The sequence below is a fragment of the Mesorhizobium bavaricum genome, assembly GCF_056781655.1.
Genome location: NZ_CM165566.1, coordinates 4,809,045 through 4,822,730 on the forward strand (window position 1 = coordinate 4,809,045; position 13,686 = coordinate 4,822,730).

The window sequence follows — 13,686 nt, forward strand, 5'->3', positions numbered from 1 at the left end:
ATCGTTGGCCGCCGATCAGAAGCGGGTCGATATGCCGAAGTTGAATTCCTGCACGTCGTCGGTTGCTTCCTTCTTGACCGGGATCGCATAGTCGATACGGATCGGACCGAACGGCGACGCCCACATCAGACCGACACCGACCGAGGCGCGCAGCTTCATGTCAGTCGATGTCTGAGCGGCGACGGTGTCGCTGATCTTGGTGCCATAGAGCGTTGCTGCGTCCGCGAACACGGCGCCGCGCAAGCCAAAGCTTTCCGGAATGACCGGCAGCGGGAACTGGGCTTCGGCCGAGGCGTTGAAATACGTCGTGCCACCGAGGTGGTCACCCGTAAGACTGTCCGCCGGGCCAATGCCACCATATTCGAAACCGCGGATCATGCGGTCGGTACTCTGGAATTGGTCAAAGATGCGCAAACTGCCATCGCCGCCGTAAGACTGGACATGACCTGCACCAGCCGACACGAGGCCAACCAGATCGAACTGCTCCGAGAGCGTCTGATAGACGCTACCGCGCCCGGTAAGCTTCACATACTTGGCATCGCCGCCCAAGCCGGCAAATTCGGCCGTCGTGTTGGCGTAAATGCCTTCGTGCGGGTTCTTCATATCGTCGATGGTGTTGTAGACCAGACCAAGGCTGACCGACGATTTGATCCAGGGGCTTTCGTCGATACCCTGAACGATCGCCTTCGAGATGTCGCAGTCACCCAGCACGCCGTCTGCATTGTCATCGCAGTTGTCGTCGTACTCATATTTTTCCCGCGAGATGTTATACGCGAGCTGCGTCGTGATGCTGTTGGTGATTGGCAGGCCGAAGCGCACCGTAGCGCCCGTGGTATCGCTATCGTATTTGTCGTACTCCCGCGTCTGCTTGAAGATGTCGAAGCCTGCGGCAATGCGCCGTCCGAGGAAATAGGGCTCGGTGAAAGACAGGCTGTAGTCGCGCGAATTCTTGCCGCCACCAGCCGACACCTTGATGAACTGGCCACGACCGAGGAAGTTGCGCTCGGTGATCGATCCTTCGACGGACGGACCGGACGTATCACCACCGGTCGAATAGCCGGCGCCGACAGAGAACTCGCCGGTGGACTTTTCGACCACGTCAACAACCAGCACGACCTGGTCGGGCTGCGAGCCCGGCACGGTCGAGATATCGACTTTGTCAAAGTAATTTAGGGCTTCCAGGCGCTTCTTCGCGCGCTGGATGAGCACCTGATTGAACGCATCGCCTTCGCTGACGTCGAACTCGCGGCGAATGACATAGTCACGCGTGCGGTCGTTGCCGCGGATCTCGATGCGCTCGATATAGGCCTTGGTGCCCTGGTCGATCGTGTAGACAACCGAAATGGTGTGGTTCTCGAAATTGCGGTCGCCGCGCGGTGTCACCTGCGCGAAGGCATAGCCGGAACCGGCCACCTTCTCGGTCAGCGCTATGATGGTGTCCTCGACGTCCTTGGCGTTGTAGACGTCGCCCTTGCGGGTTTCGACCACCGATTCCAGCGACTTGCTGTCGACTTCCGGGATCGTGCTTTCGACACTGACATCGCCGAACGTGTAGCGGTCGCCTTCCTGGACGGTGATGGTCACCGTGTACTTGTTCGTCGCGTTGTCGAGTTCGCCGACAGCGGACACGACCTGGAAATCGGCATAGCCGTGATTGTAATAGAAGCGGCGCAGCAACTCCTGGTCGGCGCGCAGCTTGTCGTCGTCATAGACGTCGTCGCGCAGGATGAAGGAAACCCATGACGAACGCTTGGTATTGATCACATCCGACAGGCGGCGGCTGGAGTAGGCGCTGTTGCCGACGAAATTGATCGCCGCGATCTGCGTGCGGTCGCCTTCAGTAATGTTGAAGACCACGTTCACACGGTTGTCGCCAAGCTGCATGACCTGCGTGGTCACAGTCACATCATCGCGACCGATACGCCTGTAGGCAGCCTTGACCGCCTCCACGTCGGAATCGAGCGTCGCCTGCGAAAACGTTCCGCGCGGCTTCAGCTGCACCGCCATCGCCAGCGCATTGTCCTTGAGCTTCTTGTTGTTCTGGAACAGCACCTGGTTGACGACCTGGTATTCGGAAACCTTGACCACCAGCGTCGAGCCGACCTGGTTGATCTGCACATCCGAGAACAGGCCCGTGCCGAACAGCGCCTTGACCGCACTGTCGATATCGGAACTGGAGAACGCCTTGCCCGGCTTGATGGTGATGTAATTGCGGACGGTATCAGCGTCGATACGCTGGTTGCCGCTCACTTCGACTCTGCTGACGACAGCGGCTTCGGCCGCCGATGTGGCAACGAACTGCACTGCGAGCGCGCCTGGCACGACAAGAGCCGCGGACAGGGTCACCGCGGAAGCGGCGCTCAGAAACTTGGATGCTGCCTTCATCGGGCTTAATAACCTTTTCTCGTAGTCCCCACGGCGAGAAAACCGGACGTGCGGTAATTTCTCGTACCGTATTAACCGGATTTTCCCTACACGCAAGGCTTCTGGTTAATTTGTATTTACTTAACCCTGCGGCGTGGCTTTCGCGTCACTCATATCCCCGTGCATGGTAAACGGCGTCTCAACATCGACCATGCCAAAGCCAAATTTCTTCATGATTTCAGCAGCCAAACAGATCGTTCCAGAAAACGAAACCCATGAAGCCCAGCACCAGAAGCAACCCGACCCGATAGGCCATTTCCATCATCCGATCCGACACCGGACGGCGAATGACGGCCTCCACCCCGTAGAACAAGAGATGGCCGCCGTCGAGGGGGGGAATCGGCAAAAGGTTCAGAAACCCTATGCCGACAGACAGCAGTGCAATCAGTTGCACGAGCCATTCGAACCCCAGTTTCGCGGCCTTGCCGGCCATGTCGGCGATCTTCACCGGGCCGCCCAGCTGACATTTATCCTCACGCCCGACAACGAAACGCTGCAGGAACTGACCGGTGCGCTGGATGACATGCCCGGTCTCCTCGACTGCCGCTGCAACCGCACCGACGGGCGTGTAGGTGATGAACCTCGGCTGGCCGAGTTCCTTGTTGTTGACGACGCCGATCACGGCGACCTTGACCTTGTTGCCGAGCGCGTCTTCCTGGTCCATCAGCCGCGGCGCCGCAGTCACCGTGACCTCCTTGCCGTCACGCAGCATGACGAAAGTGATGGTGTCGCCGGCGCGTCCCGAAACCAGGCGCTGGACGTCGCCAAAGGTTTCGACCTTGCTGCCGTCGACGCTGACGAATCGGTCGCCGGGCAGGATGCCGGCTTTCGCCGCCGGGCTGTCAGCGGTCACCTCTGCGACCATCGGCTCGGCGACATAGCGGCCATAGGCGGAAAACAATACGGTAAAGACGATGATCGTCAGCAGGAAGTTGAACAGCGGCCCGGCGACCACCGTCGCCGCGCGCTTCCAGATCGGCTGCGTGTGAAAGGCGACCTTGCGCTCCTCCTCGGTCAGCGTGTCCATCTCTTCCGAAGTGGGCTGGCTCGAGGTGGCATTCATGTCGCCGACAAATTTGACATAGCCGCCAAGCGGTATCGCGCACAGTTTCCAGCGCGTGCCGTGGCTATCGCTGAAGCCGAAAAGCTCCGGGCCGAAGCCGATCGAGAAGGCCTTCACCCCGATGCCGCACCAGCGCCCGACAAGATAATGGCCCATTTCATGGACGAACACGACCACGGTCAGCACAAAGAGGAACGGCAAGAGCGTGCCGAGGACGAAGCCTTGGGTGCTGAAAAGCGCGTGAAGAATATCGTTCAAGATAAACCCTCAAATTCTTCCGCGGCGCGGATAGCGCCGTGACTGTGGCATCAATCCAGGCGAATCCAAGGCGCGGCGCGCAACGGCCCCTGAGATGACACCACTCAAACCGGAAACAGCCCCTGCGCCGGATGATCGGCGGTCGCCGAAATCCAACCGATGACGTACAGGGCGAAAGCTGCCGCGACAAGCCCGTCGACACGATCCATGACGCCGCCATGGCCCGGGATGAGCGCACCCGAATCCTTGCGGCCGTGGCGGCGTTTGACCCACGATTCAAACAGGTCGCCGGCCTGGGCGACAATCGACAGCACCAGCGCCACCAGGCCGAGCAATGCCAGATTGCCGACGCCGGCAACCGCGGCCAGGATGAGCCCGGCCACAACGCCGCCGGCAGCGCCGCCGAGCGCGCCGCTGCGCGTCTTGCCGGGAGAGATCGACGGCGCCAGTTTCGGGCCGCCTACGGTACGGCCGACGAAATAGGCAAAGATATCGGTGGCCCAGACGACCGCGAACAGGAACAGGATGGCGACAAGGCCTGACTGGTCGCCATCGCGCAGCAGGGCGAGCGACAGGCCGGAAGCGCCGGCATAGGCAAGGCCAGCCGCGTCCCATTGCCCGATCTTGCGAACCGAGGCAGCAATCGCCGTTGCGCCAACCATGACCACGACAAGTGGCAGCAACCACCACGCGGCAAAGCCAGCGATCAAGGCGCCAATGAAAACAACCAGCAGCGCTTCCGGCAGGAAACCCAGACCCGTGGCCACGGCAGGGCGCGACATACGTGTCCATTCATGGAAGATCACCGCCGCCATCACGGCGCACAGCAACCGGAACGGCAGGCCACCGAGCCAGGTCAAGCCGAGGGTGATGATGGCAAGCACAACTGCCGAAATGACGCGAAGCTGGAGATTGCTCATCCTGCGGCCGGTCGCGAGGCAACGTCCTGCGGGCCAAGTCCGCCGAAACGACGTTCGCGGCCGGCAAATTCGCGCAAGGCCTCGGCCAAGTGCTCGCGGCTGAAGTCGGGCCAGTAGCAAGGCAGGAAGACGAGCTCGCTATAGGCAGCCTGCCACAGAAGGAAGTTCGACAGCCGCAGCTCGCCGCTGGTGCGGATGACCAGTTCCGGGTCGGGAATGCCTTGGGTGTCCAGAGCGCCGGCGAAACTTTCGGCGGTGATCGCCTCGCTGTCGAGTTCGCCACGCGCCACGGCCGCGGCAAGCTTGCGCGCCGCGCGCACGACCTCGTCGCGTCCGCCATAGTTGAAGGCGATCACCAGCGTCAGCGCTTCATTTGCGGCAGTCAGCGATTCGGCCTCGTCGAGCAGCCCCCTGATGTCGGGCTGCAGCCCAGCCCTGTCGCCGATGATTCGGACCCGCACGCCACTTTGGTGCAATTCGGCCAGATCACGGCGGATGAACAGTTTCAGCAGGCCCATCAGGTCGCTGACCTCGGACTTCGGCCGCGACCAGTTCTCCGACGAGAAGGCATAGACGGTCAGGAAGGAGATGCCGAGCCCGGGTGCAGCGCGCACCGTCTTGCGCAACGCCTCGACGCCGGCACGATGACCAGCAAGGCGAGGCATGCCGCGCGCCTTGGCCCAGCGTCCGTTTCCGTCCATGATGATCGCGACATGCGCGGGCGTTGCCATGTTCTCGCTTTCGGGTCAGCCGATGGCCAAGACCCTAAACCTGCATGATTTCAGCTTCCTTATCGGAAAGCAGGTGGTCGATGGTGCTGATCGTTTCGTCTGTCAGTTTCTGGACCTGGTCGGAGCGCTTGCGCTGATCGTCCTCGCTGATGTCGCCGTCCTTCTCCGCCTTCTTCAGGAAGTCCATGCCGTCGCGGCGCACATGGCGCGCGGCGACACGGGCGTTCTCGGCGTAGCCGTGCGAGATCTTGACCAGCTCCTTGCGGCGCTGCTCGTTGAGTTCGGGCAGTGGAATGCGGAGATTGGTGCCGTCGACGATCGGATTGAAACCCAGATTGGATTCGCGGATGGCGCGGTCGACCGCGCCGACCATCGATTTGTCCCAGACCGACACCGAAATCATGCGCGGCTCCGGCACCGAAACGTTGGCGACCTGGTTGATCGGCATGGTGGTGCCGTAGGCCTGCACCTGGATCGCGTCGAGCAGATTGCTGGAGGCGCGACCGGTCCGCAGCGAAGCCAGATCATGTTTGAACGCGGCGATTGCCCCGTCCATGCGCCGCTTGAGATCGTCGTACTCACCACTCATCTTAGTCTCCTCGACCCGTCTGACGCGGGTTCACTGCTTCGGGGCAAGGCCCCGTGTTCGAGCCTGATTTTCGAAAACCGGCTTCCCCTTCTTCGGGATCAGGCCCCGGATCAATCGTCCGCGACGACCGTGCAGCGGCCGCCGCCCCTTAGAATATCGCCAAACCCACCTTTTTCGTGGATCGAATAAACGATTATCGGAATGTTGTTTTCGCGCGCAAGTGCAATCGCTGCCGTATCCATGATCGAGAGGCCGCGTTTTATGACTTCGCCATGGCTGATACGCTCGAAACGCGTCGCATTCGGGTCCTTCTTCGGGTCCGCCGAATAGACACCGTCGACCTGGGTGCCCTTGAACAGCGCGTCGGCGCCAATCTCAGCTGCGCGAAGTGCGGCGGCCGAATCAGTGGTGAAGAACGGATTGCCAGTGCCGCCGGCAAAGATCACCACCTTGCCCTGGTTCATGTAGGCGGTGGCCTGGCGCTGCGAGAAGCTCTCGCAAAGTTCGGGCATGGCGATCGCCGAAAGCACGACCGCGTCGACACCGATCTTGTTCAGTGACGTGCGCAGAGCCAGCGAATTGATGACCGTGGCAAGCATGCCCATGTGGTCGCCGGTGACGCGATCGCCGCCCTTGGAGGCAACGGCCACGCCGCGAAAGATGTTGCCTCCGCCAATGACGACGCCCACCTCGATGCCCAGTGCGCGCGCCTCGGCGATATCGGCGGCGATGCGATCCACGACCGAAACGTCGATGCCGAAATGCTGTTCGCCCATCAATGCTTCGCCCGACGCTTTCAACAAGACACGTCGGTAGAGGGGCTTCACCGTCATCTGGTCCTCGTCATTTTGCATGTGACGCGTTCCGGGTGGCCACCCTCGCGCAGGCGCCGCCCCGAAACAATGGCGCGATGCCGTGTTCCGATACACGAAGGGCGCCGCGATGTCACGCGGCGCCCGAGCCCGAAAATTGTCTCGGCTTTTGTTTAACTCACGCCGGCAAAAATGCCTTTCATGAGCAGGTCCGGGAAGTAGCCGGCCGGCTTGCCGCCGACCGCCTGGCCCCCGGTGAGGCCGCCCTGGATTTCCGGGCCGAAGAACGAGTACGGGAACGGCGTGACCGGCCGGCTGACCGCATCGAGCCTTGCCAGAAGCTCCAGCGGAATTTCGAAATCCAGCGCGCCGAGATTGTCCTTGAGCTGATCCAGCCTGGTCGCCCCGATGATCACCGAGGCGACACCGGGCCGCGTCGCTGCCCAGTTCAAGGCGATTTGGGCCATGCCGCGACCGAGCTCGCCGGCGACCTTCTCCAGCTCGGCAACGATTGCCCAGTTGTGGTCGGTGAATTTCTGGAACCCAGGATTGGTCGAACCGCGCATCGTCTCCAGCCGGCCACCGGCCTCGCTGATTGTATCTGAACGATATTTGCCACTCAAAAGGCCGCTTGCCAGCGGGCTCCAGACCATGATGCCGGCACCGTAGCGGGTGCCGAACGGCACGAATTCATGCTCGATGTTGCGCTCGGCCAACGAATATTCGAGCTGGAGCGCCGAAACCGGTTCATAGCCGCGCTGCTCGGCGACGGACTGTGCCCTGCTTGCGTACCAGGCGGGGACGTCGGAGAGGCCGACATGGCGGATCTTTCCGGCGCGCACCAGATCGTCCAGCGTCCGCATCACCTCTTCCGGCGACGTCAGCCTGTCCCATGCATGCAGGATATAGAGGTCGATATAGTCGGTACCGAGCCGCTTCAGCGAGCTTTCGACGGCCCGGATGATGTTCTTGCGGCCATTGCCCCCTGCGTTCGGATTGCCCCGCTCCAGATTCATGCTGAATTTGGTGCTGATCACCGCCTTGTCGCGCAGACCGCGGTCGGCGATGAACTCGCCAAGCCAGGTCTCGGAGGTGCCGCCGGTATAGGCGTCGGCCGTGTCGAAGAAATTGCCGCCGGCCTCGACATAGGCATCGACCAGGGCGCGCGCCGTTTCCTTGTCGGCGCCCCAGCCCCATTCGGTGCCGAAGGTCATGGTTCCGAGTGCCAGCCGGGTGACACGCAGCCCGCTGTTGCCGAGGGTGTAGTAGGACATGGTCATGATGTCGTTCCGATCCTGATCCAATGGTCAACGCCGATCCTGCCCGGGGGTCGTCTTGACCCACGGGTTGCCACGCTCATGCGTCATGCGGAATGTGAAGCCGTCCACTATCCAGCCGGCGCCCGATCGCGTCAGGTGGTGTTCATAGGTGCCCCACACTTCCCACAGCGGGTCTCCATTGCCTTCCATCCTGTTCCAGGCATAGCCGTTAGAGGAGACGGTCGCGGCCTCGGCGCCAAAGGCGACCTGGTGATTGGTGCGCAGATGCAGGCTGGTCTTGTTGCCACGGAGGTTCGCCGCCCAGGTTCCGATCAGGTCGTCCGAGGCGATGGTGGCCGACGGTTGTCCGCTCAGGCTGCTGCGGTGACGCGGTCGGCGAAGTAACTGCGGGCGAGTCGCCAATCCTGGGCATCGACGGCGCGATCGATAGCATCGGCGATGCGGATGACGGCACGCTCATCAGCGAGCGTCATTTCGCGGCACGGTTCGGCCCGGCCGGCATCGACTGGCGCCAGCGCAAGTCCCGCCGCGAAGGTAATGTACTTCAATGCAGTCATGTCTCTTCTCCTTTGCGCGATCGGCCCGCCGCGAGCTGTTGGCGACAATGTGGGCGGGCGCGCCGGCGTCGAGAAGATTGCATTATCTGCATGGACTATGCGATATTGTGCATGAATGGATCGCGATGTGCTCAGCCACCTCCCTGTCATTGTCGCCGTGGCGCGGCGTGGCGGCTTTGCGTCGGCCGCAGCAGAACTTGGCATGAGCCCTTCGGCGGTCAGCCACGCGGTGCGCCTGGTGGAAGAGCGGATCGGCCAGCCGCTGTTTGCCCGCACCACGCGCAGCGTCGCGCTTACCGAAGCTGGCGAAGCGCTTGTCGCGGCTGCGGAACCGGCATTGGAAGACATCACCGACAGGATCGAACGCATTCGCTCGGTGAAAGGCAGGGCTAGTGGTCTGCTCAAGATGAACGTGCCGCGCCTGGCGCTGCCTCTCGCCTTGATGCCCATCCTGTCGGCAATGGCCGAGCGCTATCCCGAGGTTACGGTGGAAGTGTTCACCGACGAGCGTCTGAGCGATATTGTCGGCGAAGGCTTCGACGCCGGCATACGGCTGGGCGAGATGATCGCGGAGGATATGGTGACGGTGCGGCTGACTGAGCCGTTCCGAACGGTCATCGTCGCCTCCCCCACCTATGTCGGCCGGCATGGAAAACCGCGGACGCTGGCAGACCTCTCCAGTCACAACTGCGTCGGCTATCGGTTGCTGCGATCGCGTGCGCTCTACCGCTGGGATCTGTCCGACCATGGTAAGGATATCAGCGTTGAAACGCGTGGCAGCGTTGTCGTCACCGATCCGCTGTCGGCGCGCGACATGGCGCTGGCCGGTATCGGCCTCGCCTATCTGTTCGAGCCGCTGGTGCGAGCCGACATCCAGACCGGCCGATTGGTCGAAATCCTGCGCGAAGCCGCGATCGACGAGCCGGGGCTGTTCCTCTACTTTCCGCGCCGGGCGTCCATGGCGCCGAAGCTCAGGGCCTTCATCGATACCGCACAAGAAATCGGCCGGGCATCCCTGCGGACACCCGGCCGAAAAAAATCGTCAGAAGAACAGCCGCCTCGGTAGCTTACTTCTTGACCGCCGCCGCGACTTCCGCCGCGAAATCGGTCTCTTCCTTCTCGATGCCTTCGCCCAGCGCAAAGCGCAGATAGGCGGTGATCTTGGCCGGCGCACCGATGTCCTTCTCGGCATCCTTCAGCGCCTTCTCGACAGTGATGTCGGGATTGAGCACGAAGGCCTGCTTCAGGAGTACGACTTCCTCATAGAACTTGCGCAGACGGCCCTCGACCATCTTCTCGATGATCGCTTCCGGCTTGCCGGACTGGCGCGCCTGATCCGAGAAGATCGCCTTCTCGCGCTCGATTGCCGCCGGATCGAGTTCTTCGGTGGTCAGCGCCATCGGGCTGGTGGCCGCGACATGCATGGCGACCTGGCGCGCGAAGGCGTTGGCGGCATGCTCGTTGCCCGTGGTCTCGATGGCGACCAGCACGCCGAGCTTGCCGAGGCCATCGGCAACCGCGTTGTGGACGTAGGTCGCGACTGCGCCGTGCGGAACCGTCAGCTTGGCGGAGCGGCGGAAGCTGATGTTCTCGCCGATTGTGCCGACGGCGTCCTTGATAACCTCGGTGACGGACTTGTCCGAACCCGGATACTTGGCCGCCGCGACCACTTCGGTCTTGCCGCCGTAGGCGAGCGCGACCTTCGCGACATTGCGCACCAGCTCCTGGAACTGATCGTTGCGGGCAACGAAGTCGGTCTCGGAGTTGACTTCAACGACGGCAGCTTCGCGCACGCCGGAATCGACGCCGATCAAGCCCTCGGCCGCTGTGCGGCCGGCCTTCTTGTCAGCTTTCGAAATGCCCTTCTTGCGCAGCCAGTCGATGGCCTCTTCCATGTTGCCGTTGGTCTCGTTCAACGCCGCCTTGCAATCCATCATGCCCGCGCCGGTCAAGTCGCGGAGTTCTTTGACCTGTGCAGCCGAAATGCTCATTGTCGCCTCTTTGTTTTAAATGCACCGACGCACCATCGAACCTCGATGATGCGTCTGTTTAGCGTGCCAAAATATGAGAAAGATGAAGGCCGCAACCGGCCTTCGATTATCAAGCTTCGGGGGCTTCCGACGCCGGGGCCGGATCGAGCGCCGGTTCGACCGGAGCTTCGACCGAAGCGCCGATGTCGACGCCGAGCGCGCCCTGCTGGCGGGCGATGCCGTCGATCGCAGCCTTGGCGATCAGGTCGCAATAAAGCTGAATGGCGCGGGCAGCGTCGTCATTGCCGGGGATCGGGAAGTCGATCTTGTCTGGGTCGCAGTTCGAATCGATGATGGCGACGACCGGGATGCCGAGGCGCTTGGCCTCGAGGATGGCGATCGCTTCCTTGTTCGTGTCGATGACGAACATCAGGTCGGGCGTCGAGCCCATGTCCTTGATGCCGCCCAGGGCCTTGTCGAGCTTCTCGCGCTCGCGGTCGAGGTTGAGGCGTTCCTTCTTGGTCAGGCCCTGGGCTTCGCCGGCCAGCATCTCGTCGAGCTTGCGCAGGCGCTGGATCGAGTTCGAGATCGTCTTCCAGTTGGTCAGCATGCCGCCGAGCCAACGCGAATTGACATAGTATTGGGCCGAACGCTGTGCCGCATCGGCGACGATGTCGGACGCCTGGCGCTTGGTGCCGACGAACAGCACGCGGCCACCCTTGGCGACAGTGTCAGAAACCTGCTTCAGCGCCTGGTGCAGCAAAGGCACCGTCTGGCTGAGGTCGATGATGTGGATGTTGTTGCGGGCGCCGTAGATGTAAGGCGCCATCTTCGGGTTCCAGCGGTGAGTCTGGTGGCCGAAGTGAATGCCAGCTTCCAAAAGCTGGCGCATGCTGAAATCAGGCAGAGCCATTCTTAGTTCCTTTCCGGTTAGCCTCCACGGACACAGGCATTTTTGGACTTTGTCCTCGAACGCCACCGGAGGTTTCAGCCGGATTTCTCCCGGGCAGACACCAAAGTCCGTGTGTGGAATGAGCGCGCATATAGAGGGCTTGCGTGACAAACGCAAGTCGTGGGGCGTTCAGGTAGTGTCTCAGTTTGAATTTCGGCTGTGGGTGGTTTCCCGCCGTACGTCTCGTCGACCGGAACGAGCAGCAAGCGCCAATAGCCCAAGTTGCGGGCGTTCTTATCGCTGTCGCTTGTATGAGGAATGGCCGATAATCCCTCTCCGATAGGAGAACCTACGGTGAAGCGCCGCCTCGCTGCCATTCTTGTCGCCGATGTGGTCGGCTATTCCCGCCTCATGGCGGCGGACGAAGCGCTGACCCTCGCTGCGCTAAAGGCGCGACGGAAGATTATCGTCGAACCGCTAGTTCGCGAAAACGGCGGGCGGATCGTCAAGTTCATGGGCGATGGCGTGTTGGTAGAGTTTCCTAGTGCCGTTAATGCGCTGCGCTGCGCGCTCGGCCTGCAGGAGGGAATGGCCGAGACGAACGCCGATCTGACCGAGGAACGGAAGATCAAATTGCGTATCGGCATAAATCTCGGCGAAGTCGTTGGCGACGGTACTGACATATTCGGCGATGGCGTAAACATCGCGGCGCGACTTGAGACCATGGCCGAACCCAGTGGCATTTGCATCTCGGGCAAGGTGCAGGAGGAGGTCCGCGGCAAAGTCGACTGCGCCATGGAGGATATGGGCGAGCAGACACTCAAGAACATCGATCGGCCGGTGCGGGCATACCGGGTGAGGACGAAGACAGGGGTAGCTGGCCCACTGCCGGCCGAGGCTCCCTCCACGAAGCATTCGCTCGCCGTGCTCCCGTTCGACAATATGAGCGGCGATCAGGAGCAACAATATTTTAGCGATGGAATTACCGAGGACATCATCACAGAATTATCCCGCTTCGCTTCGCTGTTCGTTATCGCTCGAAACTCATCGTTTCAGTATCGCGACAAAGCTACTGACGTGCGACGGATCGGACGCGAACTCGGTGCGCAGTACGTCGTCGAAGGCAGCATCCGCAGGACAAGCAATCGGGTCCGTGTGACTGTCCAGTTGATCGAAGCAGCTACTGGAAATCATCTCTGGGCTGAGCGTTATGATCGTGACTTGGACCAAATCTTTATCGTCCAAGACGAACTGGTACGCGCTATTTCCGCAGCGATTCCCGGTCAACTCGATCGCTTTGCTGTTGAGCATCTCCGGAGAAAGGCACCAAACAATCTCACCGCTTACGACTGCGAACTTCGCGGCCGCTGGGCGTTTTTTCATCTGGCAGAAGGCCTATCAAGTGCGCTTGATTGGTATGAAAAGGCGGTCAAGGCAGATGCCACCTATGCCATGGCGCATGCCGGCCTCGGTATGACTTGCATATTCGGTATCCTAAGTTTGGGATTGCCCCCGGAAAGCACGCTGAATCGTGGCAGAACGCACGCACAACAGGCAGTTTCGCTCGACGAGAATAATCCAACAGTCAATGCGTATGCGGCATACACGTACCACATATCGGGTGATCATCGGTTGGCTAGAAAATATGCCGAGCGCGCGGTGGCCCTCAACCCCAACGACCCGTTTGCGCTTTACGCCTTTGGTTGCGCTCTAAGCTATACAGGGGAACCCGAGCAGGCGCTTGAGTGGTTCGCTAGGTCAGAGCACCTTGAACCCTACGCCTCCGATGATCAGCGTCTCGATACGCTCTGCGACTGCCACTATATGCTTCGCAACTATGAGAAAGTGATCGAGATTCACGAGACCTATCAGAACGTCCCTGCATTCCTATACCTGGTCTTGGCTGCCGCATACGCGCAATCGGGACAAACTGACGAGGCGGAGGCCGCCGTCAAGGAGTATGAACGAAAGCGGCCTCCCGGCCACGACTTGAAATCCCACATCACATTTTGGATGCGAATGTGCTCGCGACAGGCGGATAGGGATCACTGGCTCGAAGGCTTCCGGAAGAGCGGGATCAACGTCTGAAGTACGGTGAATTTCCCGAGACGGCAAAGTCCGGTTTGGGTCAGGGCATGCCGCGAACGAAGGGCAGAGAAGGTCGTGAGCCGAAATTCAAATTGAGACGCC

The 13,686-nt window shown here is 61.2% G+C and carries 13 protein-coding genes; 2 read left to right on the top strand and 11 right to left on the bottom strand.

Annotated elements, in window-relative coordinates:
* Positions 1-15: 15 nt before the first annotated feature.
* From bamA to AC1RZR_RS23670, 9 genes are all read right to left on the bottom strand, one after another.
* Complete coding sequence (bamA, locus tag AC1RZR_RS23630; protein ID WP_481826143.1) at positions 16-2,385, bottom strand: outer membrane protein assembly factor BamA; 2,370 nt, start codon at positions 2,383-2,385, stop codon at positions 16-18.
* Between the two features lie 217 nt (positions 2,386-2,602).
* On the bottom strand, positions 2,603-3,745 hold the full coding sequence (rseP, locus tag AC1RZR_RS23635) for an RIP metalloprotease RseP (RefSeq protein WP_379104430.1): 1,143 nt from the start codon (positions 3,743-3,745) through the stop codon (positions 2,603-2,605).
* Positions 3,746-3,849: 104 nt separating this feature from the next.
* Positions 3,850-4,665, bottom strand: a complete 816-nt coding sequence (locus tag AC1RZR_RS23640) for a phosphatidate cytidylyltransferase (protein WP_481826144.1) — start codon at positions 4,663-4,665, stop codon at positions 3,850-3,852.
* Complete coding sequence (locus AC1RZR_RS23645; RefSeq protein ID WP_379104426.1) at positions 4,662-5,396, bottom strand: isoprenyl transferase; 735 nt, start codon at positions 5,394-5,396, stop codon at positions 4,662-4,664. Before AC1RZR_RS23645 ends, AC1RZR_RS23640 begins: the two co-directional genes overlap by 4 nt.
* A 34-nt stretch (positions 5,397-5,430) precedes the next feature.
* Complete coding sequence (frr, locus tag AC1RZR_RS23650) at positions 5,431-5,985, bottom strand: ribosome recycling factor (RefSeq protein ID WP_015317784.1); 555 nt, start codon at positions 5,983-5,985, stop codon at positions 5,431-5,433.
* Positions 5,986-6,095: 110 nt separating this feature from the next.
* Positions 6,096-6,818, bottom strand: a complete 723-nt coding sequence (pyrH, locus tag AC1RZR_RS23655; protein ID WP_111546675.1) for a UMP kinase — start codon at positions 6,816-6,818, stop codon at positions 6,096-6,098.
* A 152-nt stretch (positions 6,819-6,970) separates the two neighbouring features.
* A complete protein-coding gene (locus AC1RZR_RS23660) occupies positions 6,971-8,077 on the bottom strand; it encodes an aldo/keto reductase (protein ID WP_481826145.1) in 1,107 nt (368 codons plus the stop codon).
* 27 nt (positions 8,078-8,104) lie between these two features.
* A complete protein-coding gene (locus tag AC1RZR_RS23665) occupies positions 8,105-8,479 on the bottom strand; it encodes a nuclear transport factor 2 family protein (protein WP_481826146.1) in 375 nt (124 codons plus the stop codon).
* Positions 8,428-8,634, bottom strand: a complete 207-nt coding sequence (locus AC1RZR_RS23670) for a hypothetical protein (RefSeq protein WP_481826147.1) — start codon at positions 8,632-8,634, stop codon at positions 8,428-8,430. Before AC1RZR_RS23670 ends, AC1RZR_RS23665 begins: the two co-directional genes overlap by 52 nt.
* Before the next feature lie 115 nt (positions 8,635-8,749).
* Between AC1RZR_RS23670 and AC1RZR_RS23675 the strand changes: the two genes are divergently transcribed.
* Entirely contained in the window at positions 8,750-9,700 is a 951-nt protein-coding gene (locus tag AC1RZR_RS23675) for a LysR family transcriptional regulator (RefSeq protein ID WP_481826148.1), read from the top strand.
* Position 9,701: 1 nt separating this feature from the next.
* On the opposite strand, the gene tsf is transcribed toward AC1RZR_RS23675, so the two are convergent.
* Together tsf and rpsB are read right to left on the bottom strand one after the other, a co-directional pair.
* Positions 9,702-10,625 carry a translation elongation factor Ts gene (gene tsf, locus AC1RZR_RS23680; protein WP_477277068.1) on the bottom strand — a complete coding sequence of 308 codons (924 nt, stop codon included), beginning with the start codon at positions 10,623-10,625 and terminating at the stop codon, positions 9,702-9,704.
* 109 nt (positions 10,626-10,734) lie between these two features.
* Complete coding sequence (gene rpsB / locus AC1RZR_RS23685; protein WP_023777441.1) at positions 10,735-11,517, bottom strand: 30S ribosomal protein S2; 783 nt, start codon at positions 11,515-11,517, stop codon at positions 10,735-10,737.
* A gap of 333 nt (positions 11,518-11,850) precedes the next feature.
* Here rpsB and AC1RZR_RS23690 point away from each other — a divergent pair, with 333 nt between their 5' ends.
* Positions 11,851-13,584 carry an adenylate/guanylate cyclase domain-containing protein gene (locus AC1RZR_RS23690; RefSeq protein ID WP_481826149.1) on the top strand — a complete coding sequence of 578 codons (1,734 nt, stop codon included), beginning with the start codon at positions 11,851-11,853 and terminating at the stop codon, positions 13,582-13,584.
* Positions 13,585-13,686 lie beyond the last annotated feature (102 nt).